Origin of the sequence: Burkholderia sp. ZZQ-2 (genome assembly GCF_050768715.1) — a bacterium.
GTDB classification, from domain to species: Bacteria; Pseudomonadota; Gammaproteobacteria; order Burkholderiales; family Burkholderiaceae; genus Burkholderia; species Burkholderia cepacia.
Genome location: NZ_LDVA01000249.1, coordinates 35765 through 58545 on the forward strand (window position 1 = coordinate 35765; position 22781 = coordinate 58545).

20 protein-coding genes and 1 pseudogene are annotated in these 22781 nt (G+C 69.4%); 8 read left to right on the forward strand and 13 right to left on the reverse strand.

The window, feature by feature from the left end; genetic code table 11:
* Window positions 1–39 precede the first annotated feature (39 nt).
* From ABY44_RS17500 to ABY44_RS17515, 4 genes and pseudogenes are all read right to left on the reverse strand, one after another.
* Window positions 40–340: pseudogene (locus ABY44_RS17500) on the reverse strand (type II toxin-antitoxin system RelE/ParE family toxin).
* Entirely contained in the window at window positions 337–612 is a 276-nt protein-coding gene (locus tag ABY44_RS17505; protein WP_060171358.1) for a YlcI/YnfO family protein, read from the reverse strand. The pseudogene ABY44_RS17500 and the gene ABY44_RS17505 overlap by 4 nt, the downstream one beginning before the upstream one ends.
* Window positions 613–729: 117 nt before the next feature.
* Window positions 730–2040 (reverse strand): MFS transporter, encoded by a 1311-nt coding sequence (locus ABY44_RS17510; RefSeq protein WP_060171360.1) that lies wholly within the window; start codon window positions 2038–2040, stop codon window positions 730–732.
* A gap of 111 nt (window positions 2041–2151) precedes the next feature.
* Window positions 2152–3168 carry an ABC transporter substrate-binding protein gene (locus ABY44_RS17515; protein ID WP_060171363.1) on the reverse strand — a complete coding sequence of 339 codons (1017 nt, stop codon included), beginning with the start codon at window positions 3166–3168 and terminating at the stop codon, window positions 2152–2154.
* A gap of 238 nt (window positions 3169–3406) precedes the next feature.
* On the opposite strand from ABY44_RS17515, the gene ABY44_RS17520 reads away from it, so the two are divergent.
* Together ABY44_RS17520 and ABY44_RS17525 are read left to right on the forward strand one after the other, a co-directional pair.
* Complete coding sequence (locus ABY44_RS17520; RefSeq protein ID WP_059521686.1) at window positions 3407–4072, forward strand: response regulator transcription factor; 666 nt, start codon at window positions 3407–3409, stop codon at window positions 4070–4072.
* On the forward strand, window positions 4059–5480 hold the full coding sequence (locus ABY44_RS17525; protein WP_060171365.1) for a sensor histidine kinase: 1422 nt from the start codon (window positions 4059–4061) through the stop codon (window positions 5478–5480). The genes ABY44_RS17520 and ABY44_RS17525 overlap by 14 nt, the downstream gene beginning before the upstream one ends.
* Before the next feature lie 37 nt (window positions 5481–5517).
* Here ABY44_RS17525 and ABY44_RS17530 read toward each other — a convergent pair whose 3' ends face one another.
* The 5 genes from ABY44_RS17530 to ABY44_RS17550 all read right to left on the reverse strand — a co-directional run bounded on the left by ABY44_RS17530 (window position 5518) and on the right by ABY44_RS17550 (window position 10748).
* Window positions 5518–5964 (reverse strand): hypothetical protein, encoded by a 447-nt coding sequence (locus ABY44_RS17530; protein ID WP_060171368.1) that lies wholly within the window; start codon window positions 5962–5964, stop codon window positions 5518–5520.
* A gap of 114 nt (window positions 5965–6078) precedes the next feature.
* Window positions 6079–6843: an ABC transporter ATP-binding protein gene (locus tag ABY44_RS17535; protein ID WP_060171370.1), complete on the reverse strand. Its 765-nt coding sequence runs from the start codon at window positions 6841–6843 to the stop codon at window positions 6079–6081.
* Window positions 6840–7697: an ABC transporter ATP-binding protein gene (locus ABY44_RS17540; protein WP_059693745.1), complete on the reverse strand. Its 858-nt coding sequence runs from the start codon at window positions 7695–7697 to the stop codon at window positions 6840–6842. Before ABY44_RS17540 ends, ABY44_RS17535 begins: the two co-directional genes overlap by 4 nt.
* Window positions 7698–7708: 11 nt before the next feature.
* Entirely contained in the window at window positions 7709–9520 is a 1812-nt protein-coding gene (locus ABY44_RS17545; protein ID WP_060171372.1) for an ABC transporter permease, read from the reverse strand.
* Window positions 9521–9554: 34 nt separating this feature from the next.
* Window positions 9555–10748, reverse strand: coding sequence for an ABC transporter substrate-binding protein (locus ABY44_RS17550; RefSeq protein ID WP_060171374.1), 1194 nt, complete (start codon window positions 10746–10748; stop codon window positions 9555–9557).
* A 355-nt stretch (window positions 10749–11103) separates the two neighbouring features.
* Here ABY44_RS17550 and ABY44_RS17555 point away from each other — a divergent pair, with 355 nt between their 5' ends.
* The 4 genes from ABY44_RS17555 to ABY44_RS17570 are packed head-to-tail and all read left to right on the forward strand — an operon-like array spanning window position 11104 to window position 14741.
* Window positions 11104–12144, forward strand: a complete 1041-nt coding sequence (locus tag ABY44_RS17555; RefSeq protein WP_060171376.1) for a LysR family transcriptional regulator — start codon at window positions 11104–11106, stop codon at window positions 12142–12144.
* Window positions 12141–13574, forward strand: coding sequence for a flavin-containing monooxygenase (locus ABY44_RS17560; RefSeq protein WP_060086396.1), 1434 nt, complete (start codon window positions 12141–12143; stop codon window positions 13572–13574). Before ABY44_RS17555 ends, ABY44_RS17560 begins: the two co-directional genes overlap by 4 nt.
* A 46-nt stretch (window positions 13575–13620) precedes the next feature.
* On the forward strand, window positions 13621–14151 hold the full coding sequence (locus tag ABY44_RS17565; RefSeq protein WP_060171378.1) for a CMD domain-containing protein: 531 nt from the start codon (window positions 13621–13623) through the stop codon (window positions 14149–14151).
* Complete coding sequence (locus ABY44_RS17570; RefSeq protein WP_060171380.1) at window positions 14148–14741, forward strand: peroxidase-related enzyme; 594 nt, start codon at window positions 14148–14150, stop codon at window positions 14739–14741. The genes ABY44_RS17565 and ABY44_RS17570 overlap by 4 nt, the downstream gene beginning before the upstream one ends.
* A 52-nt stretch (window positions 14742–14793) precedes the next feature.
* Here ABY44_RS17570 and ABY44_RS17575 read toward each other — a convergent pair whose 3' ends face one another.
* Window positions 14794–15225: an Lrp/AsnC family transcriptional regulator gene (locus ABY44_RS17575; protein WP_027790799.1), complete on the reverse strand. Its 432-nt coding sequence runs from the start codon at window positions 15223–15225 to the stop codon at window positions 14794–14796.
* Between the two features lie 296 nt (window positions 15226–15521).
* On the opposite strand from ABY44_RS17575, the gene ABY44_RS17580 reads away from it, so the two are divergent.
* Together ABY44_RS17580 and ctlX are read left to right on the forward strand one after the other, a co-directional pair.
* Window positions 15522–16601, forward strand: a complete 1080-nt coding sequence (locus ABY44_RS17580; protein WP_060171382.1) for an ornithine cyclodeaminase — start codon at window positions 15522–15524, stop codon at window positions 16599–16601.
* A gap of 58 nt (window positions 16602–16659) precedes the next feature.
* Entirely contained in the window at window positions 16660–17661 is a 1002-nt protein-coding gene (ctlX, locus tag ABY44_RS17585; protein ID WP_060171384.1) for a citrulline utilization hydrolase CtlX, read from the forward strand.
* Between the two features lie 130 nt (window positions 17662–17791).
* Here the strand turns inward: ctlX and ABY44_RS17590 are convergent, their stop codons facing one another.
* The 3 genes from ABY44_RS17590 to ABY44_RS17600 form a co-directional block, all read right to left on the reverse strand.
* A complete protein-coding gene (locus ABY44_RS17590; RefSeq protein WP_060171385.1) occupies window positions 17792–20542 on the reverse strand; it encodes an Hsp70 family protein in 2751 nt (916 codons plus the stop codon).
* A gap of 5 nt (window positions 20543–20547) precedes the next feature.
* On the reverse strand, window positions 20548–22389 hold the full coding sequence (locus tag ABY44_RS17595) for an Hsp70 family protein (protein WP_059693735.1): 1842 nt from the start codon (window positions 22387–22389) through the stop codon (window positions 20548–20550).
* A partial coding sequence (locus ABY44_RS17600) for a DUF2760 domain-containing protein (protein WP_431641468.1) occupies window positions 22386–22781 on the reverse strand: 396 nt, incomplete at its 5' end. The genes ABY44_RS17600 and ABY44_RS17595, both read right to left, overlap by 4 nt.

Here is a 22781-nt window from a genome sequence, read left to right on the forward strand (position 1 = left end):
GCAATATCGGCAAATGCCGGCCGCCGCGTCGATCATGCGTCAGTGGTAGTCGTCTTCCCGTTGATGTCGCACGGCCAGAATCGTGACTTGCCCGGCCGCTTCAATCTCGAACGGCAGGACGTAGCCCCACGTGCCGAAAGACGCGATCGGCTCACGCAGAAACGGATTCCCGTCGTCGATCTTGCGGCATGTGAACGGAAACATTCGGAGCATGGCGATACCTTGTTCGATCGCGTCCGCAGCCCGCTGCCGCTGCATCGGTATCACGTTCGAGCAGGTATCGATGCATCTGCACCAGATCCTCACGGGCCGCACTTGTATATCGGACCCGATAGATCAATCCGCCGCCTTCGCTGTTCTCGCAGCGTTCAGCATGCCCTCGAGTTCGGCCTGCACGTCGGCGGCGTCGACGTATTCGCCGGTACGGCGCGCCTCGTCGCGCGATGCAAGGCCACGGGTGACAAACTCGCGCCGCAGGCGACGACGCGCGATACCATCGCGAAGCGCCGACTCCATGAACGCAGACAACGTCTCGTTTTCCTCAAGGACCGACTCTGCCGCCTCCCGCAATTGCGGATCGACACGCAGCGCCGGCATGATCGCGGTTTTCATCGCACACTCCATGGATCACATATGTAATCCATGGTAGCAAACCCTCTTTTACACGTGCAGTCGGCCATTTGGCCTAACCAACGTGTCCGGGACCACAATCCGGCCGCGCCGCACACCTCACGCCCGCATCGCCACCATCCCCCGCTCCGAGCGGGTCCACGCGACCAGCGCGCCGATTCCGAGCAGCGCGAGACACACGATCGGCACGATCATCGGCCCGAACGCGGTGCCCGTCACCTTGCCGGCAAACGGCATCAGGTTCTGGCTGAAGAAGCCGCCGAGGTTGCCGATCGAGTTGATCGCCGCGACGCTCGCCGCCGCCCGCGCGCCGGTGAAGTAGCGCGGCGGCATCGACCAGAAGCACGGATACAGCAGCGGGATGCATGCGCCGCCGAGCACCAGCGCGATGAAGCGCAGCGGCGTCGACGGCAGCACGAGGCTCAGCAGGAAGCCGAGCGCGCCAAGCGCCGCGACGATCGCGATCGTGCGCAGGATGCTCTTCGCGCGGCGCAGTTTCCCCGGCAGCCACACCAGCAGCAGCACGGCAAGCGCCCACGGCAGCATGCTCAGGAAGCCGTTCGTCGTGCTCGACACGCCGAACGATTTCACGAGCGTCGGCAGCCAGTACGTCACGCCGTACAGCGACGTCGACATCAGCATGTAGGTCGCCGCGAACAGCATCACGCGCGGGTCGAGCAGCGCTTTCCACGGCTGGCCGTGCTCGGCCTGCGCGGGTTTCTCGCGTTCGAGCGCGGCCTCGACGATCTGCTTCTCGCGGTCGTCCAGGAAACGGGCGTCGCGCACCGACGCGGGCAGCACGCGGAACACGACGATCGCGACGATCACCGCCGGGATGCCCGTCGCCACGAACACCCACTGCCAGCCCGCGAGCCCCCACACGCCGTTCAGGCTCAGCAACACGCCGCCGACCAGCGAGCCGAGCATGTTCGCGAGCGCGCTGCCGAGCGTGAAGATGCCGAGCACCTTCGCGCGATAGCTCTGGGGAAACCACAACGTCAGGTAGTAGATCACGCCCGGATAGAAGCCGGCCTCGGCGATGCCGAGCACGAAGCGCAACGCGCAGAAAGCGGGCATCGACGTCGTGAAGCCCATCAGCACCGTGATCAGCCCCCACGTCAGCATGATCCGCGCGAGCCACACGCGCGCGCCGTAGCGATGCAGCGCGAGCGTGCTCGGCACCTCGAACAGCAGGTAGCCGATGAAGAACAGCGACGACGCGAGCCCGAACGCGGCTTCCGTCATCCCGAGGCTGTGCACCATCTGCAGTTTCGCGAAGCCGACGTTCTGCCGGTCGATGAACGCGATCAGGAACATCACGACGAGGATGGGCAGCAGGCGCCGCGCCATCTTCGACATGATGCGCTGTTCTTCGGCGGACGCGGGGTCCAGGGTGTCGGTAGCATTCACTTCAGGCTCCTTGCGTGAATCGGTTGCACAGCGGTTGCATGTCGTTTGAATCGGCGCCGCGCGCGACGATCGCGCGGGTGCGGGGCATGTCGGGGAAAGGAAGCGGCGGCATCAGCGCGACCGGTAGTCGTCGAGCATCGGCGCGAACATCTCGTGCCATGCACGCGGCTTCGCCTTGATCGTGCCGGCCAGGTACAGGAATTCGACGTAGTCCATCAGCTGGTTCGGCAGTACCGAGAAACGCGTGTCGGGCGCGGCGAGCATCCGCATCACGTCGTCGTGCGACACGCCGACGCCCGACGACGCCGCATACAGCGCGGCCGCCGCGCGCGGGTCCTGCGCGATCAGGCGGTTCGCTTCGTCGAGCGCGCCGAGAAACGCGACGGCCAGCGCGGGGTCCGTATCGACGAGCCGCTTCGGCGCGAATACGACGTCGAGCGTCAGCGGGCCGAGCACGTCGACCGAATTCACGACGCGGTGAATGCCCGGCTGTCGCAGCTCGAGCGTCGAGAACGGCGGCGACGTGAAGTGCGCGGTCACGCCGTTCTCGCGCCGGATCAGTGCCTGCATCGCCTGCGGATGCGGGAGGTTCACGGTGATCGAATCGAGCTGCGCGAAATGCGTCGCGCCGAGCTGCCGGCTCGCGACCATCTGCAGCACGACCGCCGACAGCGACGTGCGGATGCCGGGCACCGCGATCCGGTCGGACGGCGTGAAGTCGCGCAGCGACACGAGGCCCGTGCGGTTCGCGTTCAGCGACAGCGACGTGGTGGACAGCCCGCTGATGCCGATCACCTCGACGTTCGGAATGCCGCGCGCCCGTGCCCACAGCTCGATGAAACCCGGAGCGCCGGCGCCTGCGAAATCGAGCGTGCCGGCCATCATCGCGTCGTTGACGGAATTGCCGCCGTCGAGCAGCACCCAGTCGACCGCGACGTCGCGCACGCCGTGGCGCGCCGCGTGCCGCTCGAACAGCCGCTGCTTCTCCATCACGAGCAGCGGCAGGTACAGCACCCCGAAGCCTTTCGAGATCCGGACGGTGCGCGGCTTCGCGCGCACGAGCGGCGGCGCGGCCAGCATGCCGATGCCGGCGGCGATCAACGCGCGGCGGCGCGGCGACGTCGTCATGCGCGGGCCGCCGTGCGACGGACGGCAAACGGCCACGCGAAAACCCGCGTCGCGCTGCGCCGCGCGTTCGTCGTGCCCGTGACATGCTGCATGTTGCCGTCTCCTTGAATATTTCTGGTATTAATGCCGTCCTTGCGTACTGCATCCGGCTCGACACAGGTTATCGACCGAGTCTGAGAAAATGCTGACATCCCGGCCCCGGGAAAACCCCTAACCCACCCATCTGCGAAACGGCACCATGCGCATTCTCGTCGTGGAGGACGATGCCGAAATCGGCGCGGCGATCCGCAGCCGCCTGGCGCGGCTCGGCCATGCCGTCGATCTCGAAACCGACGGCGCGACCGCGAACGGGCTGCTGCGCGTCGAGCGCTTCGACCTCGTCGTGCTCGACGCGAACCTGCCCGGCATGGACGGCTTCACCGTGCTGCGACACCTGCGCGCGTCGGGCAGCACGACACCCGTGCTGCTCGTCACCGCACGCTCGGCGATCGACGACCGCGTGAGCGGCCTCGGCCTCGGCGCCGACGACTACCTGGTGAAGCCGTTCGACTACCGCGAGCTCGACGCGCGCGTGCAGGCGCTCCTGCGCCGCAACAGCGGCCACGCGAACGACGTGCTGACGCTCGGCGGCCTCGTGATCGACCGCAGCAGCCGCCTGGCGGAACTCGACGGCCAGCCGTTGTCGCTGTCGCGCCAGGAATTCGCGCTGCTCGAAATCCTCGCGAGCCGCCCGCAACGCATCTTCTCGAAGGACGAACTGCTGAACCAGCTGTTCAGCTTCGGCAACGAGCCGACCGCGAATGCGGTCGAGCAGTACGTGACACGCGTGCGCAGGAAGCTGCAGGGCAGCTCGGTCGAGATCCGTACCGCGCGCGGGATGGGGTATCAGATTGCGGCGCACTGACTGGTTCCCGAAGACGCTGTTTGGGCGCACGCTGCTCTTCATCGCGCTCGTGGTTGCGTCCGGCGCGCTCGCGCTCGCGGCGATCGCGCGCTACTACGCGGGCGTCGCGGCCGAACGCGCATACGACCAGTTGCTTGCCGGCGCGTCGATCCAGGTCGCGGAAAACCTCTACGTGCAGGGCGGCGTGCTCGCGCTGAATCCGCCGGTGGCCGCGCTGTCGACGCTGTCACGCTATGACCTCGTCTACTACAAGGTCGTCGATTCGCGCGGCATCGTCGTGGCCGGCTACAACGATCTCGCGAGCCCCGTGACGCTCGCCGCCGCGAAACAGGGCCCGGCGTTCGCGAACGGCCTGTACCAGGGGCACCGGATCCGCACCGCGACCATCGCGCGCTACATGCCCGAAGAGAGCACGCCGGGCTGGGCGTTCGTAACCGTCGCGCAAACCACCAACGCGCGCCAGCAGCTCACGAACGACATGAGCCTCAAGGTGTGGACGCTGATCCTGCTGATGAGCGTGCTCGCGATCGGCGCGAGCGGCCTCGCGATCCGGCGCGGCCTGCGCCCGCTCGCGCAGATCGGCACGATCATCGCCGCGCGCGACCCGGCCGACCTGCGGCCGGTGGCCGTCGACACGCCGAGCGAGATCGACGCGATCATCGGGTCGATCAACGGATTGATACACCGCCTGGCCGAACGCATCAACGCGATGCAGCGCTTCATCGCCGACGCGGCGCACCAGATGCGCACGCCGCTCGCGCGACTCGACGCGCAGATCGAGCTGCTCGACGGCGAATCCGATCCCGCGCGCCATGCGGCACGCCTCGACGCGCTACGCGCGACCTCTTCGGACGTCGGCCGGCTCACCGGCCAGTTGCTCAATCACGCAATGGTGATCCATCGCACCGAAGCCGTACCGCTGCAGCCGGTCGACCTCGTCGCGCTCGCGAAGGACGTGCTCGGCCGCGCGATTCCGCTCGCGGGCGAGCGCGATGTCGCCGTCGCATTCGCGAGCGACGCGCCGCTCGCCTGGATCGACGGCGACGCGATCAGCCTGCAGGAAGCGTTGTCGAACGTGCTGCACAACGCGCTGCTGCACGGGCATGCGGACGACATCGTCGTGTCGGTCGCGACGAAGGGCAACGCAGGCGATACCGTGACGCTGACCGTCACCGACAACGGCCGCGGCATTCCACGCGAGCATTGGGATGCCGCGCTGCAGCCGTTCGTGCGGATCGCACCGGACGGCAGCGAGCGGCGCACGGGGTCGGGCCTCGGGCTCGCGATCGTGCAGGAAGTGATGAAGGCGCACGGCGGGCGCATCGGGTTTGCGTTTCCCGATGCGGGCGGGTTCGCGGTGGTGCTGACGTTTCCGCGTGCGGCGGGGATCGGCGCCGCGCAGGCATGAACGGACGGACCGGTGCCGGATCGGGCGCGGCAGGCGCTCAGTCGTCGTCGTTGTCGTCGAGGCGGTTCCGCTCCGCATGCCGCGCGACCAACTGGTCCAGCTCGTCATACCGACGATCGCAGAACAGCCGGCACAATGTGTCGACTTCCGCGCGCGTGTCGACGTCGATCGTGTCGACATGCCGTTCCAGCTTGCCTTTGCCGATCCCGAACAGCCCCTTCTTCATCCGCATCGAAACGGCATTCAACTGGAAGCCGTCCGCATGCGCGTCGCTCAGCGCGGTCACCCACAATTCGCGCTGATCGTCGGCGTGCTGCAGCACGAGCGCGGGCAACGGCCCTTCCTGCGTGTCGTCCCATTCGGCGTGCTGCGCCGCCCACGGGAACGTGTCGAAGGCACGCGTGAACGATGCGTAGTCGGTCGCGCCCTGAGGGTCGAGTTGAGTGTAGTCGTAGCCGGTTTTCTGAATGGCGTAGGTCAACATGGCGCGGCGCTCCCGGTGGCGGTAATGGCGACTGCGCGTAATCTACCTGACAATTCGGTGTACCTCGCAGTTTTTCGCGAGGCCGGATCCGGGCACCGCCATCAGCCTCGCCCGCTACGCCGCCACCGCCTCGCCACCGAGATACGCATCGCGCACGCGCTCGTCGTCGAGCAGCGCCTTGGCCTGCCCTTCGAGCACGACGCGCCCCGTTTGCAGGACATACCCGTAATGCGCGATCTCCAGCGCGAGGCTCGCGTTCTGCTCGACCATGAACACGGTCACGCCCTGCTTGTTGATCGCGTCGATCAGTTCGAGCACCTTGTCGACATAGAGCGGTGACAGCCCCATCGTCGGCTCGTCCATGCAGATCAGCTTCGGCCGCGCCATCAATGCCCGCGCCATCGCCAGCATCTGCTGCTCGCCGCCCGACAGCGTGCCCGCGCGCTGCGTCAGCCGCTCGCGCACCCGGGGAAACAGGTCGAGCACGCGTTCGTAGTCCTCGGCCACCGCCGCGCGGTCGCCGCGCGTGTACGCGCCCATCAGCAGGTTCTCGCGCACGCTCATGTCGCCGAACAGCCGCCGCGCCTCGGGCACGGCCGCGATCCCGCGCCGCACGCGCTGCGGCGTCGCGAGCGCCGTCACGTCGTCGCCGTCGAAGCGCACGACGCCGCGCTTCGGCCGCATCAACCCGAGAATCAGCTTCATCGTGGTCGACTTGCCGCTCGCATTGCCGCCGAGCAGGCTGACGATCTGCCCTCGGCCGACTTCGAAGTTCACGTCGAAATGCACCTGCACCGGCCCGTAGAACGTGTCGAGGTGTTCGAGTTTCAGCAGCGCATCGGTCATGGTCGTTTGCAATCCGGAAGAAGTTGCGCTCATGCGGCTGCCTGCGCCGCGCGGTCGGCCGGCGTGCCGCCCGCATGGCGGCGGCCGAGGTACGCCTCGATCACGCGAGGATCGTGCCGCACGTCGCGCGGCGCGCCTTCGGCGATCTTCACGCCGTTGTCGAGCACCATCACGCGGTCGGACACGCGCATCACGAGTTCGAGCTTGTGCTCGATCAGCAGGATCGTCAGGCCGCGCGCCTTCAGCGACTGGATCAGTTGCAGCATCTCGGCCGTCTCCGTCTCGTTCATCCCGGCCGTCGGTTCGTCGAGCAGCAGCAAGCGCGGATGCAGCGCCAGCGCGCGGCCGATCTCCACGCGCCGCCGGTTCGCATACGACAGGCTGTGCGCCGGATGATCGATGCGCGGGGTGAGCCGTTCGCCGAACCCGGCGATGATGTCGCGCGCCTCGTCGCGCAGCGCGGCTTCCTCGCGTCGCACCGACGCGGGCCGCACGAGCGCGCGCAGCACTTCGGCAGCCGCACCGAGTGCAGGCCAGCCCGGCCGCGCCGCACGCAGCCGCGCATGCGCGCCGATCAGCACGTTGTCGAGCACGCTCAGGTTGCCGAACACGCGGCCGTGCTGGAACGTGCGCGCGATGCCGAGCGCCGCGAGGCGTTCGGGCGCGGTGCCCGTGATGTCGCGGCCGTCGAACGTCACGCGGCCGGCGTCGGGCCGGTCGGCGCCCGCGATCAGGTTGAACAGCGTCGACTTGCCCGCGCCGTTCGGGCCGATCACGCTCAACAGTTCGCCGTCGGCGAGCGTCAGGCTCGCGCCGTCGAGCGCGGTCACGCCGTCGAAGCGGCGCGTCAGGCCCTGCACGTCGAGCAAGGGTCGATTGATGGTCATCGCATGCCTCCTCACACCGTACCCAGCAGGCCCTGCGGCCGGAACCGGACGAGCAGCAGCAGCACGAGGCCGTAGATCAGCATCCGGTAATCGGCCGCCCAGCGGAACAGCTCCGGCAGCCCGATCAGCGCGATCGCGCCCGCGATGCCGCCGAGCACGTTGCCGAGCCCGCCGAGGATCACCATCGTCAGCGCGAGGATCGACACCTGCGAATCGAAGGTCTGGTGATTGATGTAGCTGTACAGGTGCGCGGCAATGCCGCCGCTCACACCGGCCGCGACGCCGCCGACCGCGAATGCGATCGCCTTGTAGCGGTTCGGCGCGATGCCGTGCGCACGCGCGGCGACGTCATCCTCGCGCACCGCGCGCAGCGTGCGGCCGAGATGCGAGCGCAGCAGCCGCACCTGCACGAGTGCGAACCCGACGAGCACCGCGAACGTGAACCAGTACACGGCGCGCGCGGTGCTCGCCCACGGCAGCGGCGCGATGCCGGTGATGCCGAGCGGGCCGCGCGTGAGGCCATCCCAGTTCAGGATCACGAGGCTCACCACTTCGCCGATGCCGAGCGTCGCGATCGACACGTAGTGCCCGCGCAGGCGAAACGCCGGATAGACGAGCAGCGTGCCGAGCACGGCCGTGATGACACCCGCGCACGGGATCGTCACGGCCGGCGACCAGCCGAGATCCGACGACAGCAGCGCCGACGCATACGCACCGATCACGAGCAGCGCCGCGTGGCCGAGCGAGATCTGCCCGACCGTGCCCGCGACGAGCGTGAGGCTCAGCGCGAGCAGCCCGTACAGCCACGCGTTGGTCAGCGTCTGCAGCACGTACGGCGACGCGCCGAGCCACGGCAGCACGGCGGCCAATGCAATCAGCGCGACGAGCACCGGACGCGGCACGCGTACGGCCTTCGCGGCCGCGAGGAAGGTGCCCGTCATCGGTTCGGGCGGCAGCGCGCGGTTCGCGCTGAACAGGCCGTTCGGCCGCCACACGAGGAACACGATCAGCAGCCCGAACGCGAACAGGTCGCGGTAGCTCGTGCCGAACAGCGCGACGCCGTAGCTCTCGACGAGGCCGAGCAGCAGGCTGCCGGCGATCGCGCCCGGCACGTTGCCGAGCCCGCCGATCAGCAGCGCGACCACGCCCTTCAGCGTCGCCTGGAAGCCCATCGCCGGATCGATGCTGTTGTAGTACATGCCGACCAGCAGCCCGCTCACGCCGCCGAGCGCGCATGCGATCGCGAACACGGTCTGGTTCACGCGGTCGACGTCCACGCCCATCTGCAGCGCCGCGTCGCGATCCTGCGCGGTCGCGCGCACGGCCCAGCCGAGCCGCGTGAAACGCAGGAAGCCGTACAGCAGCGCGGCCGCCGCGATGCCGATGCCCGCGATCAGCAGGTCGAGCGAGCCCAACGTCGCGCCGGCAATGCGCAGATGCCAGTCCGGCAGCGGCGTCGGCACCGCGCGCGGGTCCGCGCCGAAGGCGAGCTGCGCGAGCTGGTCGAGGATGAAGCTGATGCCGATCGTCGCGAGCAGCGGCGCGATGCGCGCCGCGTGGCGCAGCGGCCGCAACCCGATCCGCTCGATCGCGACGCCGAGCGCGCCGCAGCCGACGACGACCGCCGCGAGCGCGACCGGCAGCGGCAGCCCGAAGCGCGTCAGGCACAGCCAGCCGATGAATGCGCCGACCATGTACACCGAGCCGTGCGCGAAGTTGATCAGATGCGACACGCCGAAGATCAACGCGAGCCCGACCGCGAGCAACGCGTAGATGTTGCCGACGATGAGGCCGTTGAGCGTGTAGTCGAGCCAGGAAGCCATCACGATGCGTCCGTCACGTGCATGCGGTTCAGGGTCAGCGCGCGGCGAGCTGCGGTTTCGCGCCGTCCCACAGCGCCCACTGCCCCTGCTTCACGACGAGATACACGGTGCGCGCGCCCGCGACGCGGCGCGTCTGCGGATCGAAGCGCACCTTGCCGAAGATCACGCTCGGCACGTCGCTGATCTTCGCGAAGCCGTCGTGCGCGGCCTGGCGCGTCGTGCCGTAGCGGCGCAGCACTTCCGCCGACAGGATCAGCGCGTCGTATGCGCGCGCGACGAACGAATCGGGATCGGCATGGAATTTCGCGCGATAGCGCCGCACGAACGCCTGCACCTCGGGGCGCGGCTCGGCCGGGAAGAAGTTCGATTCCGTATAGACGCCGTCGACGGCCGCGCCGCCCAGCTCGAGGAATTTCGGCGAATACACGGAGCCGACCGCCGCGATCGGCAGCGTGACGCCCGACGTGCGCGCCTGCCGCACGATCTGCGCGCCGTCCGCGTAGTACGAGATCAGCACGATCGAATCGGGCTTCGATTCGCCGATGCGCACGAGCGTCGAACGGAAATCCTTCTCCGCCGGCTGATAGCCTTCGGCCGCGACGACCTGCGCGCCGAGCCCGGCCACCGCCTTCGCGAAGATGTCCTTGCTGGTGCGGCCCCAGTCGGTGTTCAGGTACAGCACCGCGATCCGCTTGAAGCCGAGCTCCTTCACCGCGTAGCGCGCGAGCAGCGGCTGCTCCTCGGCCTGGCTCAGCGCGGTGCTCCACAGATAGTCGCCGCCCTTCGTGAAGTCCGGATGCGAGTTCGTGAAGCCGAACTGGATCAGTTGCCCGCGCTGGTAGATCGGCGATGCGGCCATCGACGTCGCGCTGGAGAAGTCGCCCAGCTCGATCGCGATGCGCGGATCGGCGACGAACTTCTGCGCGATCGCGACGGCCTGGCGCGGGTCGCTGCGGCTGTCCTGGAAGTCGATCGCGAGCGGCCGGCCATGGATGCCGCCGCTGCCGTTGATCTCGTCGAGCGCGAGATCGAAGCCGCGCTTCCATTGTTCGCCGTATTGCGCGTCCTGGCCCGTGAGCGGCCCGCTCACGCCGACCACCACCGGCTCGCCCGATACGCCCGCCGCGAGCGCGCCGCCCGTCGACAAGCCCCATGCGGCAGCGAGCGCCGCCACCGTGCCCAGCACGCGCCGCCATGCGCCGCGTGCGTCGTTCCCCGAAACGTTCATGCGTCCCCCAGCTTCAGTCAGTCGAAAAGAGTGAGGGCATGTAACCATCCGGTTCAGGACGATCCAACGAAGTTTTGCGTATATCGATATCGGGCGCGGCGCGAAACCGGCGACGCCCGCGAACGGTCGCCCGCACGCGCTGCCGTGCGCGATGAGCCGGCATGCATCGCATCGCGTTGATTCGATTGGCGTTTCCTGTACGTCACGCGTCGCCACCGGCGCGCACGCGCGCCCCTCCGGCCATCGCGACGATCGTGCGCTTCGCAGTTTTCGCGCTGTCGATAGCAAAATTCATTATATGAATCACGCATGCTCACACTCCTACAATGCGCAAATCGCATCATCGGAAGGTGTCATGGAGCTGCATCAACTCGAAGCGTTTTCCGCGGTCATGTCGGCCGGCAGCGTGACCGGCGCGGGCGAACTGCTCGGCCGCTCGCAGCCGGCCGTCACGCGGCAGATCCAGGAGCTCGAAGCCGATCTCGGCTACGCGCTGTTCGACCGGCACGGCCCGCGCGTCACGCCGACGCGGCGCGCCTTCCTGCTCTACGAGGAAGTCGAGCGCTCGCTGGTCGGCCTGCGTGCGATCGAGGCGCGCGCACGGGCGCTCGGCGACGAAACCGCCGAACCCGTGCGCATCGCGGCGACGCCTTCGCTCGCGGCGACGCTCGTGCCGGCCGCGCTCGCCGCGCTGCCCGACGGCGCGCAGGCGCCGCACTACCAGTTGCGCAGCGAATCGGCCGAGCATGTCGTGCACGAGGTGCTGGCCGGCACGGCCGACATCGGCGTCGTCACGCTGCCGATGGCGCATGCGGGGCTCGACGTGCACTGGATCGCGCAGACGCCCTGCGTCGCCGTGCTGCCCGCCGGCGACCCGCTCGCGGCGCAGCCGCGCATCGCGCTGCGCGATCTCGCGCGCCGCCGCATCGTGACGGTCGCGAACCGGCACCGGCTGCGCCAGCGGATCGATGCGGCATTCGCGGCCGCGCGGGTCGACGCACGCGTCTTCATCGAAACCAATGCGTCGCTGAATGCGGTGATGGCGGCGCGTGCCGGCATCGGGATCGGCATCGTCGATCCGGCCACCGGTGTCGCACTGCCGGTGGACGGCGTCGTCGCCCGCCCGCTCGACGTCGACATCCCGTTCGCGTTCGGCGTCGCGACGCCGGCCGGCAAGGCGCGCACGGCGGCCGTCGATGCGCTGCTCGACGCGCTGCACCGGACGACGCGCACACTGCTCGACGACGTGATCTTTCACGACGCCGCCGCGCACGACGCGCTGCTGCGCGGCGACCGGCTGCGTGCCGGGCGCCCGTCACGTCCTTCAAGTCCTTCAAGTCCTGCAAGCCCGCCACGCACGGCACGATCGCGCCGCACGCGCCCGGAGGCCGCATGACGATGCCCGCCGATGCACTCCACGCACTCGAAACCCGGCTCGCTCAAGACCTGCGCTGGCTCGACCTGCCCGCGCCGTCGTGGGTGCCGCCGCGCGAGGCCGACGGCACACGCGTGCTCGATGTCGCGATCGTCGGCGGCGGCATGGCCGGGCTCGCGGCTGCCGCCGAACTGCGCCTGCTCGGCATCGACAACCAGTGCGTGATCGACCGCGCGCCGGCGGGTTACGAAGGACCATGGGTCACGTTCGCGCGGATGGACACGCTGCGCTCGCCGAAGCAGCTCGCGGGCCCCGCGCTCGGCCTGCCCGCGCTGACGTTCCGCGCCTGGTTCGAAGCGCAATACGGCCGTGACGCATGGGACGCGCTCTACAAGATTCCGCGCACGCAATGGATGGACTACCTGCGCTGGTACCGGCACGTGCTCGACCTGCCGGTGCGCAACGACACCACGCTCGTCGCGCTGCGCCCGCGCGACGACGGCCTGCTCGCGCTCGACGTGCGCGGCAACGGCGAAGCGCAGACGCTGCTCGCGCGGCATGTGGTGCTCGCGACCGGCCGCGACGGGCTCGGCGGCCCGTACGTGCCGCCCGTCGCGCACCGCGCGCCGCGCGCGCGGTGGGCCCATTCGTCCGAGCCGATCGACTTCGCGGCGCTCGCGGGCAAGCGCATCGGCGTGGTCGGCGCGGGCGCGTCCGCGTTCGACAACGCGGGTACCGCGCTCGAAGCCGGCGCCGCGCGCGTCGACCTGTTTTTCCGCCGCGCGGACATTCCGCGCATCAACAAGCTGACGGGCATCGGCAGCCCGGGCCTCGTGCACGGCTACGCCGATCTCGACGACGCGACGAAGTGGCGCTTCATGCACTACGCGCTAACGTCGCAGACACCGCCGCCGCGCGACAGCGTGCTGCGCGTGTCGCGCCACGAACATGCGCATTTTCATGCGGGCAGCCCGATCGAGACGCTCGCCGAACATGCGGACGGCCTCGACGTGACGACACCGCGCGGGCGCTACACCGTCGATTTCCTGATCTTCGCGACGGGCTTTCATTCGGACTGGACGACGCGCGCGGAATTCGCGTCGTTCGGCTCGCACGTGCGGCGCTGGAAGGATCGCTATCGGCCGGCGCCGGATTTGTGGCTCGACGAACTCGCGGAATCGCCCGATCTCGGCCCCGCATTCTCGTTCCAGGAACGCGAGCCCGGTGCATGCCCGGCCGTCACGCGAATCCATTGCTTCAACCATGCGGCGAGCCTGAGCCACGGCAAGCTGTCCGGCGATATCCCGGCGATCAGCGCGGGCGCCGAGCGGCTCGCGCGCGGCATCGCGAGCCGGCTGTTCGACGCGGATCGCGATCGCCACTACGACGCGCTCGTCGCATACGCGAACGCGGAACTGCAAGGCGACGAATGGCGCGACGCCGATGCATGAGCGCGCGTCCATCGACCCCATAGACGACCAAGGAATCCCGAACGATATGACTGAATCCATCACGCCGGCCGATGCGCCGGACACGATCGATGCGGCGGCCGGCCTGCGCGACGGCGGCGCGATCGCCGCACTGCGCCGCGCGCGCGAAAAGGTGCTGCTTCATACGCGGCTGAGCGAGGCTGCCCTGTTCGATCCCGCGCTGCCCGATCTTTCGTTGATCGAAAGACTGCACACGGCCCGGTATGTCGCGCACAAGTCGAAGGCGCCGGCATTGACCGACACCTATCGTGCACGGCTGATCGACGCGGGCGGCACGCTCGACGATATCGCACGCGCGGACGCCGATGCGTTCGACGCACTGCCTCGACGCATCGGCGCGATCCTTGCGCATGCACGCCTGCTGACGCTCGCCCCTGTCGATGCGCGCCCGTCCGATCTCGACGCGCTGAAGTCGGCCGGGCTCACGACGCCCGCGATCGTCGCGCTGTCGCAGCTCGTGGCGTTCGTCGCGTACCAGTTCCGCGTCGCCGTCGCCGCGCAGGCGCTTCAGGCACGTACTGCAACGGAGGCCGCATGACGACGACCGCTCACGGCTTCACGTCCGACACGCTCGGCTGGCGCGCCTGGCTCGACACCGTTTCGCTCGATGCCGCGACGCCCGAGCAGCTGGCCGTGCTCGACGCGAGCCACCCGCAAGCGAAGACGTCCGACTATTACCTGCTGCTCGTCCACCTGCCCGAGATCCTGCGGCAGCGCTCGGGCGTGTTCAACGCGATCATGTACGGCCCCGGCGGGCTGTCGCGCGCCGAGCGCGAACTCGCCAGCACGGCCGTGTCGCGCGTGAACGGCTGCGTGTATTGCGCATCCGTGCATGCGCAGCGCTTCGCGCAGCTCGCGAAACGCACCGACGCGATCGAGCAGGTATTCGACGATCCGGCGACGGCCGGCACGACGGCGCGCGAACGCGCGATCGTCCGTTATGCGATCGCGCTGACGGAGCGGCCCGAAACGGTCGACGCGAGCGATGTCGCCGCGCTGGAAGCCGAAGGGCTGACCCATGAGGAGATTCTCGACCTGTCGCACGCGGTCGCGATCTTCGCGTGGGCGAACCGGTTGATGCTGACGCTAGGCGAGCCGGTGTTTCCGGAACCGGCGCCACTCGCCTGACACCTGACGCCCGACCCAACCCGAACACGGGCTGACGCAGGCGCCGCCCGCGTCACGCCTTGTGCGTCGACAGCAAGATACTCGTCTCGGTATTCGCGATCCCGTCGATCAACCGGATCGCGCCGAGCACGCGATCGAAGTGCTCGAGCGAATCGGCATGCAGCTCGGCGACGAGATCCCAGCGCCCGTTCGTGCTGTGGATCGACGTCACGTTCGGATGCCCGCGCAGCACCTTCACCACTTCCGCGCCGCGGTTGCCCTGCACGGCGATCGACATCAGCGCGCGGATCCGGTGGCGTTCCGCCGCCGGCTTGAGCCGCACCGTATAACCGACGATCACGCCGTTTTTCTCCAGCCGCGTCAGCCGGTTCTGCACGGTCGCGCGCGCGACGCGCAATGCCTTCGCCAGCGCGACGACGGGCAGTCGCGCGTTGTCGCGCAGCAGCGCGATGAGCTGCCGGTCGACATCGTCGAGCGTGATCATGGGTGGACCATCCTGTTGAACGTGAACCGGCCCCCAGCGTGCCGGAGGCTGCGCATTCCGCGCCAGCGAAACTTGTCAAATTGCCGGATATGGCTGGCATTCTGCCAAGTCTATCGATAAATCTGCCACTTTTGCTGTCTATTTGTTGGCTCGACTCGCGGAAATAATGACGTATCGACCGGCCGGACACGCCGCGCCGCCGCTTTCCGGCAAGCCCGCGCCGCGCCGAAGCACCGCCCGGTCGACCAGAACGCCAGGGACATCCGTACCGGCACTGAGAACATGGAGACAGACGCATGACCCGCTTCCTCGACGTTCCCGCCACCGCCCGACTGATCGCCAAAACCGGCGTCACGACGTTCCTGCGCGAACTCGTCGACACGCTGCGCGCCGATTACCTGCACTGGGCCGATTTCGACAAGTCGCCGCGCGTCGCGTGCCACTCGCGCGACGGCGTGATCGAACTGATGCCCGTCGCGAACGCATCGCTGTTCGCGTTCAAGTACGTGAACGGCCACCCCGTCAACGCCGCGCGCGGGATGCACACGGTGATGGCGTTCGGCGCGCTCGCCGAAGTCGACACCGGCTATCCGCTGCTGCTCGCCGAACTCACGCTCACCACCGCGCTGCGCACGGCCGCCACGTCGGTGCTCGCCGCACAGGTACTCGCCCGCCCCGACGCGCGCACGATGGCGCTGATCGGCAACGGCGCGCAGAGCGAATTCCAGGCGATCGCATTCCATACGCTGCTCGGCATCGACGAAATCCGCGTGTTCGACGTCGATCCGCGCGCGACCGACAAGCTCGTGCGGAACCTCGCCGCGTACCCGGCACTGCGCGTCGTGCGTGCCGCATCGACCGCCGATGCCGTGCGCGGCGCCGACATCGTGACGACCGTCACCGCCGACAAGGCATACGCGACGATCGTCACGGCCGACATGATCGAGCCCGGCATGCACCTGAACGCCGTGGGCGGCGATTGCCCGGGCAAGACCGAGCTCGAAGCGGGCGTGCTGCATGCGGGCCGCGTGTTCGTCGAATTCGAGCCGCAGTCGCGCATCGAGGGCGAGATTCAGCAGATGCCGGCCGACTTCCCCGTCACCGAGCTGTGGCGCGTGCTGCAACGCGAGACGACTGGCCGCGAACGCGCGGACGAAGTCACGGTGTTCGACTCGGTCGGCTTCGCGCTCGAGGATTATTCGGCGCTGCGCTACCTCTATGCGCTCGCGCAGCAGCACAACGCGGGCGTCGAGATCGCGCTGATTCCGCCGGCCGTCGACCCGAAGAACCTGTTCGCGCTGATCGACGACCCGGCCGCGATCGCGCAGGGTCACGCGGCATACGTGACCGAAGCCGTCACCGCGTTCGCGCGCTGACCGCGATGCCCGGGCGGCCGGTGCGCCGCCCGTTTTCTGCCCTTCGTTCCTGCCTGTCATGAATCTCGTATCGATCCAGGCGCCGGCCGCCGTCGTGATGATCCGGCCGCACCGCTTCCTGCCGAACCCGCAGACCGCTGCCGACAACGCCTTCCAGCGCACGGCCGGCAACGGCGCGCCCGACCTGCCGTCGGTATCGGCCGCCGCGCGCGACGAAGTCACGGCCGCCGCGCAGACGCTCGCCGATGCGGGCGTGCGCGTGCATGTATTCGACGACCACGGCGAGCGCGACACGCCCGACTCCGTATTCCCGAACAACTGGTTCTCCACGCACCCGGGCGGCCATATCGCGCTGTATCCGATGTACAGCCCGAACCGCCGCCGCGAGCGGCGCGCGGACGTGATCGAGATGCTGAAGGCCGAATATCGCGTGCAGGACGTGATCGACTACTCGGGCCTCGAATACGACGACGTGTTCCTCGAAGGCACGGGCGCGATGGTGCTCGACCACGTCGCGCGGATCGCTTACACCGCGCGCTCGCGCCGCGCCGATCCGGTCGCGCTCGAACGCTTCTGCACGCACTTCAATTTCGAGCCGATCTGCTTCGACACGGCCGATGCCGACGGGCGCGCGATCTATCACACGAACGTGATGATGAGCGTCGCGACCGAATTCGCGATGGTGGGCCTCGACCTGATCGCCGACAGCCGGCGTCGCGGCGAAATCGCGCAACGCCTGACCGAAACGGGGCGCGCGGTAATCGCGCTCGATCCCTCGCAGATCGCGAATTTCGCGGGCAATACGCTGGAATTGTCGGGCAAGGGCGGGCGTGTGCTCGCGCTGTCGCGGCGCGCGTTCGATTGCCTCACGCGCGACCAGCGCACCGTAATCGAGCGCTCCGCGCGGCTGCTGCCGCTCGACGTGCCGACGATCGAGCTGGCCGGCGGGTCGGTACGCTGCATGCTCGCGGGAATTCATCTCGCGCGGCGCGCCATTGCGCCGGACGCGATCGCCGTGGAGTCGGCCGCATCGTTGCGTGAAGCGATGGCGCAGGTCTGACCGGCGCACGCCCCGTACAAACGAAAACGGCTGCCGATGCATCGGCAGCCGTTTTTTCTAGGTCGTCGAATCCGTGAGCATCGACGACATGCTCAGGCATCCGGACGATACCGTCGCCCCAGCGCGCCGCTCACCCCGCCAGCAACTTCAACCCGGCCGGCAGCGTCTCGCCGAACACGCGCACCGTGTCGGCTTCGTCGAACGCGATCGCTTCACGCACCATGTCGATCCACGCCGACGATGCATTCGCAGCCGACAGGCGCTTGATTACCGCGTCGCGCGTCACGTCCGGCAAATCCCGCGAACGGTCTCCGGTCATCCGCGCAATCTGCGCAGCGGCAAACGCGGCCGGCTCGACCTGCTTCCAGTCGAGCGCGAACAGCGCATCGAGCCAGCCACCGGCGACTTCCGCCGGCACGACGCTGTGCGCACTGCCGTAAAACGGCCGGCGCGCACCGATGCGCCCGAGCGCCCACGCGCACAGCGCACGCTCGGCAGGCTTCTGCAATTGCGCGATCAGGCGTTCGGCCAGTTCGACCTTGCGCTCGACGGGCAGCCGTTCGAGCGACGCGGACAGCCGCGTCATGTCGGCCGGGCCGACCTTGCCCGGATCGAACGGCAGCTTGCGCCGCTTGTCGTCGGACGGTTCGAGGAACGCGATCGCGTCGCGTACCTGCGTCTGCGCATCGTCGTCGAGGCCGCCGGCCACGCGCCGCCACAGCGTCCACCACTCCGACCACACCTGCCCGTCGGTCACGTACTGGATCCCGTCGTCGAACAGCGGCCACAGCTGCTCGATGCGCCAGGCATCGAGCGGATGACCGAAACCCGGACGCAGGCAATAACCGGCAAGGTTCAGCCACGCACGCTCGTGATCGGCCGAGCGGCGGCGGCGGCGTGCGCGCGCGAGCAGCGCGTCGAACAGCTCGCGCGCGAGCGCGACGTCCCACGCTTCACGCGCGCCGAGCACCTGTTCGAGTTGTGCGCGCAACCGGCGCGTGTCTTTCGGCGCGACACCTGCTGCCTTGCTGCCGAACGAGCGCTCGATCAGCTCGATCGCCTGATCGAGCCGCGGATGTCGCGCGGGCGCGGCGTCGTCGCCGTGCACCGGCGCATCGCCGCGCAACTGGAATTCGAGCTTCCAGCGGCGCGCCGCATCGTCGGTCGCGATGCAATGCATCTCGAGCGTGCCGACCTCGGTCAGCGACGCGGTGAGCTTCACCGGCGTTTCGCGTGCGTCGCCGCCCGCCTTCGCGTCGACGACCGTCGCGATCGGCGGCAGCCGCACGAAATCGCCGCCGTCGAGGTCGACGAGATCGCCGGGCCGGTACGGGGTCTCGGCCACGGTCGACATCAAGTGAAAACGCACCGGCTGCCCGAGCTGCAACGCGAACGTGCGATCGTCGAGCCGGATCTCGCGGCCCTCTTCCGCACCGCGCGGCAGCAGGCAGACGCCGCGCGCGGCGGAATCGGCCGCGCCGTCGTCGAGCACGAGGAAATAGCTGCGCGCGGACCCGCCGCCGATGCGCGGCGCATGCCCGGCACGCGCGAGCCCGTACGCGACCGCGCCGCGTGCGACGGCCACGTCCGGATGCGCGTTGTGCAGCACGTCGAGCGGCGCGCCGCGCCATGCGCCGAGCGTCTGCGCGAGACGGCCGGCGAGCGCGCCAGCGCGGAACACGCCGCCGTTGAGCAGCAGCGTGTCGGGCACCGGGCCGTCCGCATGGCGCTGCAGGAACGCGGCGACATGCCGCGTGACGGCCGCGTCGCTCGCATACGGCAGCCCGAATTCGACGATCGCGGCACGCGCACGGCGCGGCAGCTCGCCGGCTTCGACCTGCGGAAAGAACCCGTCGATGACGATCTGCTCGACTTCCTGCCGCGTCAGCTCGGCCGAACGCGCGCCGCCGACGAGCCTGCTGCCCGCGCCGAGCAGCGTGACGGTGACCGACGCCGGCGCATCGTCGCCGAGCAGCCGCTCCTTCGCCGCACGGCAGCGCTCGACGAGCTGCGACAGGCTCGCGGCCGACAGCCGCGTGCCGGGCTCGGTCAGCCGCGTCTCGACCAGGCGCGCGAGCGCGAGGTCCATGTTGTCGCCGCCGAGCATCAGGTGGTTGCCGACGCCGACACGCGTGAAGGTGGGCTCGCCGTCGTCGCCCGGCGCGACATCAACGAGCGTGAGGTCGGTCGTGCCGCCGCCGACGTCGCAGATCAGCACGCGCCGCGCGGCGGCGAACGTGTCGCGCAGCGTGTCGCGCTGGCCGTACAGCCAGTCGTAGAACGCGGCCTGCGGCTCTTCCAGCAGCCGCAGCGCGGGCAGCTTCGCGCGTCGCGCGGCCTCGACCGTCAGTGCGCGCGCGCCGTCGTCGAACGACGCAGGCACCGTCAGGATCACGTCCTGCTTCGCGAGCGGCGCATCGGGAAAACGCGCGTCCCACGCATCGCGCACGTGCGCGAGATAACTCGCGCTCGCGTCGACCGGCGACACCTTGTCGACGCCGTCGGCCGCGCCCCACGGCAGGATCGCCGCGAGCCGGTCGACCGACGCGTGCGACAGCCAGCTCTTCGCGCTCGTGACGAGCCGGCCCGGCACCTGCGCGCCGAGCGTGCGCGCGTAGCGGCCGATCACGGCCGGCGGATCGGCGGCCGCGCTCGCGTTTGCTTTCGCGGCGACCGTCCACGGCAGCCGCAACGTGTCCGGCGGCAGCTCGCCCGCCGCCGGGTGATAGCGCACCGACGGCAGCAGCGGCTGCGCGGCCACCGCGCCGGGGCCGACCAGCTGCTCGACGTCGAACACGCGGATCGCGTCGGAACCGGCCTCGACGTAAGCGACGACCGTATTGCTCGTGCCGAGGTCGATCCCGACCGTATAGCGCTTCATCGCGCTCAGGCGGCGCCGCGCACGTCGAACTCGACCTTCCAGCGCTCGTTCGTGCCGCTCGGGATCGCCTCGAGTTCGAGCGTGCCGGCTTCGGTCACGCGTGCATGCAGCTTCACGGGCACGACCTCGCCGACGGTGCGCCCTTCTGCCGGCAGCGTCGCCTGGATTTCCTCGAGCTCCTGCAGTTCCTCCGGCGACCAGTAGTCGAGCAGCGTGCCGACCTGGTCCTGGCGGCGCACCGACGAACCGAAGAAGCGGAACTGCACCGGTTCGCCGACGACGAGGCCGAACTCCTGCGGCGGCAGCGCCGCGTCCGAGCCTTCCTCCATGCCGAACGGCGCGACGCACAGCGCCTGCACCGGCGGCTCGAGCCCCGGCACCGCGGGCATCGCCGATTCGATCGCGACGTAGTACGCACGCGCCGTGCCGCCGCGAATGCGCACGCCACGGCCGCGCTTCACGTAGCCGTAGTACGCGGCGCCGCGCGCGACCGCGAGATCGAGATCCGCGCCTTCGAGCAGGCGGGCGGGCGGCGCGCCTTCGGCAGCGAGCCAGTTGTTGAGCGTATCGAGCACGCGCTGCGTGAGCAGCGTCGACTTGAACACGCCGCCGTTGAACAGCACGGCAGTCGGGTGCAGGAACGTCGCGCCCTGCGGCAGCGTGCGCTGCACGCCCTCGAGCGAGTCGAGCGCCGCGACCTGGCGGCCGAGGAACGCCGCGAGATGGCGCGTGATGCCCGCATCCTGCGCATACGGCAGGCCGAGCTGCGTCAGGCCGACGCGTGCGCGGCTCACCGGGCGCGCGGCTGCGTCGACCTGCGGGAAGAAGCCTTCGAGGATCGTCTGCGTGAGTTCCGCGCGCGTGAGCTCCGTGCGGATCGACCCGCCGATCAGCTTCGAGCCGCGGCTCGGCACGACGAGCGGCACCGCGTCGGTCGACGGATCGGACAGCAGCGTTTCCTTCGCGGAACGGCATGCGTACGTGAGCGCCCGCAGTTGCCACGGATCGGCCTGCGTGCCCTGCTGCGCGAGCTTGCGCGCGACGACGTGCGCCAGCGCGAGGTCCATGTTGTCGCCGCCGAGCAGGATGTGCTCGCCGACCGCCACGCGATGCAGCTCGAGATTGCCGTCGCGCTCGACCACCGCGATCAGCGACAGGTCGGTCGTGCCGCCGCCGACGTCGACGCACAGGATCAGGTCGCCGACCTGCACCTGCTTGCGCCAGCCGCCCTGGCTCTTCTGGATCCAGCTGTACAGCGCGGCCTGCGGCTCCTCGAGCAGCGTCATCCGCGAGTAGCCGGCGGCGCGGGCGGCCTCGGCCGTCAGCTCGCGCGCGGCCGGGTCGAACGACGCGGGGATCGTGACCGTCACGTCCTGGTCGGCGAACGGCGCGTCGGGATGCGCGTGGTCCCACGCTTCGCGCAGGTGCGTCAGGTAGCGGATCGAGCTTTCCAGCGGCGACACGCGCGACACTTCCGGCGGCGCATCGCTCGGCAGGATCGCCGCGCGGCGATCGACGCCCGGGTGGCACAGCCAGCTCTTCGCGCTCGACACGAGGCGGATCGGCGTGCCCGCGCCGCGCGTGCGCGCCATCTCGCCGACGGCGAAGGCGCGCGAGGCCGTCCACGGCAGCGTCAGGTCGCCCTGCGTGAGTTCGCTTTCATGCGGCAGGTAGAGGAACGACGGCAGCAGGTCGCGCGACTCCAGCGCGCCGGGCGCGGTGAGCTGCGCGATCGGCAGCACCTGCTGCGTGATGGTTTCGCCGTCGCTCGCGGCGCTGTCGACATACGACAGCGCGCAGTGGGTCGTACCGAGATCGATACCGATCGAATAGCGCGGATCGCTCACAGTTCCACCTCCGCCGGTGCGACGACCGAGGCGTCGTGGCTGCCCGTCAGCTTCGGCAGGCGCACGTCGGCCACCCGCCAGCCGCGATGGCTGACCGTGCCCGTGAACGGCGCGGCGCCGACCACGTTGCCCGTCACGCGCACGGCCGTCGCGTCGAAACCGGCCGGCAGCGTCACGCGGCTGCCCTCGGCTTCGTCGCGCACCGGCACGATCGTGAAGTGTTCGCGCAGCGCGGCACGGCAGCCGTCGTGCACGAGGCGCGCGGCCGCGCCGATCTCGGCGTCCGCATAGCCGGCGATGTCTTCCTCGACGAAGTCGATGAAGCGCGCATCGCGCTGCAGCAGGCCGAGCAGTTGCAGCGCGGCCTGCGGGCTCGCTTCGCGCAGTTCGGG

What these genes read in the sequence shown, in the direction of transcription:
- ABY44_RS17505 (WP_060171358.1), bottom strand. Translation starts at nt 612, where the DNA reads ATGAAAACCGCGATCATGCCGGCGCTGCGTGTCGATCCGCAATTGCGG.
- ABY44_RS17515 (WP_060171363.1), bottom strand. Translation starts at nt 3,168, where the DNA reads ATGACGACGTCGCCGCGCCGCCGCGCGTTGATCGCCGCCGGCATCGGC.
- ABY44_RS17520 (WP_059521686.1), top strand. Translation starts at nt 3,407, where the DNA reads ATGCGCATTCTCGTCGTGGAGGACGATGCCGAAATCGGCGCGGCGATC.
- ABY44_RS17530 (WP_060171368.1), bottom strand. Translation starts at nt 5,964, where the DNA reads ATGTTGACCTACGCCATTCAGAAAACCGGCTACGACTACACTCAACTC.
- ABY44_RS17535 (WP_060171370.1), bottom strand. Translation starts at nt 6,843, where the DNA reads ATGAGCGCAACTTCTTCCGGATTGCAAACGACCATGACCGATGCGCTG.
- ABY44_RS17540 (WP_059693745.1), bottom strand. Translation starts at nt 7,697, where the DNA reads ATGACCATCAATCGACCCTTGCTCGACGTGCAGGGCCTGACGCGCCGC.
- ABY44_RS17545 (WP_060171372.1), bottom strand. Translation starts at nt 9,520, where the DNA reads ATGGCTTCCTGGCTCGACTACACGCTCAACGGCCTCATCGTCGGCAAC.
- ABY44_RS17550 (WP_060171374.1), bottom strand. Translation starts at nt 10,748, where the DNA reads ATGAACGTTTCGGGGAACGACGCACGCGGCGCATGGCGGCGCGTGCTG.
- ABY44_RS17555 (WP_060171376.1), top strand. Translation starts at nt 11,104, where the DNA reads ATGGAGCTGCATCAACTCGAAGCGTTTTCCGCGGTCATGTCGGCCGGC.
- ABY44_RS17560 (WP_060086396.1), top strand. Translation starts at nt 12,141, where the DNA reads ATGACGATGCCCGCCGATGCACTCCACGCACTCGAAACCCGGCTCGCT.
- ABY44_RS17565 (WP_060171378.1), top strand. Translation starts at nt 13,621, where the DNA reads ATGACTGAATCCATCACGCCGGCCGATGCGCCGGACACGATCGATGCG.
- ABY44_RS17570 (WP_060171380.1), top strand. Translation starts at nt 14,148, where the DNA reads ATGACGACGACCGCTCACGGCTTCACGTCCGACACGCTCGGCTGGCGC.
- ABY44_RS17575 (WP_027790799.1), bottom strand. Translation starts at nt 15,225, where the DNA reads ATGATCACGCTCGACGATGTCGACCGGCAGCTCATCGCGCTGCTGCGC.
- ABY44_RS17580 (WP_060171382.1), top strand. Translation starts at nt 15,522, where the DNA reads ATGACCCGCTTCCTCGACGTTCCCGCCACCGCCCGACTGATCGCCAAA.
- ctlX (WP_060171384.1), top strand. Translation starts at nt 16,660, where the DNA reads ATGAATCTCGTATCGATCCAGGCGCCGGCCGCCGTCGTGATGATCCGG.
- ABY44_RS17590 (WP_060171385.1), bottom strand. Translation starts at nt 20,542, where the DNA reads ATGAAGCGCTATACGGTCGGGATCGACCTCGGCACGAGCAATACGGTC.